Below are 3,820 nucleotides of genomic sequence, written 5' to 3'. Positions count from 1 at the left end.
CGGCTTCGACGGCGGCGGCGGCGCCGGCTCGCTCGGCGACCTCGGCGGCGGCGCAGGCGTGGTCGGCGATGGCGGTGCCGGGAGCTTCGGTGGCGGTGCGGGCGTGCTCGCAGCCCCCGGCGCGGGCTTCGGCGGCTCGACGGCCTCGGGTGGCGGCGGCGGTGCCGGCTCGATGCGCGGCCCGAACGCCGGCCGGCGCGACGAGGGTGGCACGTCCGCCGCGGGCGACGCGACCATGCCGGATCTCGACCTCGAGGACTCGTTCTCCGACCTGACCGCTCCCGCCGAGGACGGCGGCGGCGCGGGTGTCTCCGGCTCGACGCAGCAGGACGGCATGGCCGGGCTCGCAGCCGGTGCCGGCGGTGGGCCGCTGCCGGCCGTTCCCGCGAGCGCGTGGACGGCTCCCGGCGGTGCGGGCATGGATGGCATGGGATCGGCGGACGGCGCGGGCGCAGGTGCGCTCGACGACGGCAGCGGTCAGGGCTGGGGCGCGGGCAGCGCCGGGGGCCTCGCGGGCGGCGTCGGCGGCACGGGCCTCGGCGCCGGTGCCGACGGCGACTGGTCCGGCGCTGCGGGCGGCGGCCTCGGCGGCGGGAGCGATGCAGTCGGCGGTGGCAGCGGCACGGATGGCGACTGGTCTGCCGATGGCGGTGCGGGCGTCGGTGGGATCGGCGGCGGCGCGGGCGTCGGCAGCGGTGCCGGTGGAGACTGGTCTGCCGGTGGCGGTGCGGGCGTCGGTGGGATCGGCGGCGGCGCGGGCGTCGGCAGCGGCGCGGGTGGCGACTGGCCTGCCGGTGGTGGCGCCGGAGTCGGTGGCGACTGGGCCGCAGGCGGCGGGGCCGGCGTCGGCTCGGAGGGCGACTGGTCCGCTGGCGGCGGCAGCGGCGTCGGCGGGGCTGCCGGCGGGAGCGGGATCGGTGCCGACGGCGACTGGTCCGCCAATGGTGGCGCCGGAGCCGGCTCCGACTGGTCTGCCGGCGGTGGTGCGGGTGCGGGCTCCGACTGGTCTGCCGGTGGCGGCGCGGGTGCGGGCTCCGACTGGTCCGCCGATGGCGGCGGCGGTGTCGGTGCGGGCGGCGACTGGTCGAGCCCCGATGCCGGCGGCGCCTGGGACGCGGGCGACTTCGCAGCCGGCGGTGGAGCAGGCAGCGGCAGCGGCGCAGGCGATCCGTCCCTCTCGTCCTCGGGCGGCGGCGGAGGCGGCTACGCGCCGAGCGGCGGCGGCATGGCGGGGATGCCGGGCGGCGAGCTCGGCGGAGGAGGCGTGGGCGGCGGTGCCGGCGGCGGACTCGGCGGCGGGCTCGGCAGCGACGTCGGTGCGTTCGGCCAGCAGGTCGGCGGTGCAGGGGGCGCCACCGACGCGTGGGGTGCGAGCGGCTCGGGCCAGGGCGACGATGCGGGCTTCGCCGCGGGCGGCGGCGCCCAGGACGCCTCGGGTGGTGCCGGTGGCGGCGCAGGAGGCGGCATGGGCGGCGGCGGCATGATGCCGATGGCGCCGCAGAACCAGCAGTCGAGAGACCGCGACCGCGAGCGCAACACGTGGCTCGCCGAGGACGAGTCGGTGTGGGGCACGGCGATCGCCGACGGCCACGGCGTCATCGGGCTCGGCGAGGAGCGAGCGCCGGTGCAGCCGGCGCACGTGCCGGCGGGCGTCGCGGCGGGCCGCGTCCCGGCTGCGGCACGGCGGCAGGGAGATGCGGACACGACCAGGCCGGCGACGGCAGCGCAGGAGGAGGGAGCATGATGCAGCTCAGCGGAGAGGACATCGAGCAGATGATGGCGGAGGTGCGCCAGTCGCACGCCGAGCTCGAGCAGGCGGCGGCGGAGGTCGAGGCCCTCACGTCGACCGTCACGTCGAAGGATCGCGTGCTGAGCGCGACGGTCGACGCCCACGGCGTGCTCACGGATCTGCGGATCACGGGGCAGTCGTGGCGCGAGCTCGCACCGAAGGAGCTGTGCAGCAGGATCGTCGCCCTCGTCTCCCAGGCGCAGCAGGACGTGCAGGAGCGCGGCCAGGCGCTGCTGTCGGGTCTCGCGCCGGACGGCGTCGATCCGGCGGCCGGCCTGCCGTCGGCGGACGAGATGGCAGCCATGATGCAGGGGCTCGTCGCGCAGTTCGGGGAGGCCCCCCGTGAGCGCTGATCGCTTCGCCGCCGATCCCGACCGGATGCGCCAGAGCGCGCAGCGGCTCCGCATGCTGCAGAGCCGCGTGCAGCAGCTGTCGTCGACGATCGACCAGCTCGCCACGAGGTACCCGAACGCGGCGGGCGACGGCGACTTCAAGGAGTCGTACGACAAGAGCTACGTGCCCGCGGCCGACGCGGCCACGCAGTTCATGGCGCAGCTCTCGACCGCGGTCGAGGAGGTCGCGACGGACACCACGACGGTCGCGCAGGGCTTCGCGGAGACGGAGGACTCGGCCACCGCCGAGAGCAGGCACCAGATGTAGGACGGCCGACGGTCGAGGGACCGGGCGGCTGCCCGCGAGGGCGAGAGGGAGAGGAGGACGCGATGGCGCTCATGGTCAGCAACGAGGCCGCGAACCTCTTCCTCGTGCTCGCGGGCGAACGGTTCCCGATGGCCAACGAGGACCAGCTGCGTTCCCTCGCCCAGGGCTGGCAGCTCGCCGCTCGCGAGCTGCACGCCCTCGACGGCGACCTCCGCCGCGACCTGGCGGGCACGCAGCAGGGCTTCTCCGGCGCGAGCCGCGACGCCTACGACCAGCTCGTCGCGTCGCTCATGGACGGCGACGCGCTCGACGGCGTCGCCGAGTCGATGCTCTCGAGCGCGGCCTTCCTCGATCGGCTCGCCCTCGACGTCGAGTACACGAAGTACACGCTCATCGGCGCGCTCATCGCGCTCGTCGCCGAGATCGCGTGGGCCATCGCCATGGCCGTCCCCTCGTTCGGAGCGTCGCTCGCGTGGCTCGCCGCTCGCAAGGCGATGTACTCGATCCTCTTCCGCACCGTGCTGCGACGACTCCTCAAGGAGATCGCGCAGGGTGCCGCCTTCAACGTGCTCAGCGAGCTCGCGATCGACGCCGCTGCCCAGCTCGCGCAGATGGGCGAGGGCCATCGCACCGAGTGGGACGGCGACAAGACCGCCGGTGCCGCGGCGGGCGGCGCGCTCGCCGGCATGTTCGGCGGCGCGGTCATCCTCGGCGGCGCGGCCGTCGGCAAGGGGCTCGGCAAGGGCGTCGGCGGCGGCATCGCGGACGGCGCGACGGCGGGTGCGGGCAGGGGCGTCGGCGACGGTGCGGGTGGCGCGGTCGGGTCCGGCGCGGGTCGAGGAGCCGGCGGCGGCACGGGTGGCTCGGTCGCGGCGGGCGCGGGTCGAGGAGCCGCCGGCGGCTCGGGCGATGCGGCCGCGACCGGCGCAGGCAGGGGCGCGGGCGACGGGGGTGCCGCGGGCGCACCCGCTTCCGGAGCGGCCGGCAGGGGCGCAGGCGACGGGACGCTGCCGCCGACGACCCCCTCCGGCGCGGTGCCTCCGGCGAGCCAGGGCTGGAAGGACACGGCGCAGGACATCGCGGTCGACTTCGCCGGCGAGGCGTTCGTCGAGGTCATGACCGAGGGCACGTACAGCGCCATCCAGGGCGAGGGATTCCAGGTGGGGGTCGGCGCCGTGACGTCGGCCGCCGCATCGAGCATCGGCACGGGGCTCGGCGCGGCCGGTGGTCGCGCCATCGGCGACATCGGGCTGCATCGAGGCGGTGGCGCGCAGGACGCCGGCGCCGGCACGCGCTCGAGCCCGGACGCGGCGACCGGCGCAGGTCCGGCCGTCGACCCGGCTGCGGACCCGGCACTCGGCGGGGCCGTCG

3 protein-coding genes and 1 pseudogene are annotated in these 3,820 nt (G+C 77.0%); all 4 read left to right on the top strand.

What is annotated here, in order from left to right; all coding sequences use genetic code 11:
• A pseudogene (locus ABD249_RS12480) lies at positions 1-1,744 on the top strand (hypothetical protein); the annotation flags it as partial.
• Entirely contained in the window at positions 1,741-2,142 is a 402-nt protein-coding gene (locus ABD249_RS12475; RefSeq protein WP_344344047.1) for a YbaB/EbfC family nucleoid-associated protein, read from the top strand. The pseudogene ABD249_RS12480 and the gene ABD249_RS12475, both read left to right, overlap by 4 nt.
• Positions 2,132-2,449: a hypothetical protein gene (locus tag ABD249_RS12470; protein WP_344344045.1), complete on the top strand. Its 318-nt coding sequence runs from the start codon at positions 2,132-2,134 to the stop codon at positions 2,447-2,449. Before ABD249_RS12475 ends, ABD249_RS12470 begins: the two co-directional genes overlap by 11 nt.
• Before the next feature lie 62 nt (positions 2,450-2,511).
• Positions 2,512-3,820: WXG100 family type VII secretion target (locus ABD249_RS12465; RefSeq protein ID WP_425546337.1), on the top strand; the 1,309-nt coding region annotated here is incomplete at its 3' end.

It is taken from the genome of Agrococcus versicolor (assembly GCF_039531815.1).
Classification (GTDB): domain Bacteria; phylum Actinomycetota; class Actinomycetes; order Actinomycetales; family Microbacteriaceae; genus Agrococcus; species Agrococcus versicolor.
The sequence above is the reverse complement of the archived record's forward strand: the minus strand, read 5'-3'. Positions and strand labels throughout refer to the sequence as shown.

Excerpts from the sequence above, each read along its gene's own strand:
- ABD249_RS12475 (WP_344344047.1), top strand. The coding sequence starts at position 1,741 with ATGATGCAGCTCAGCGGAGAGGACATCGAGCAGATGATGGCGGAGGTG.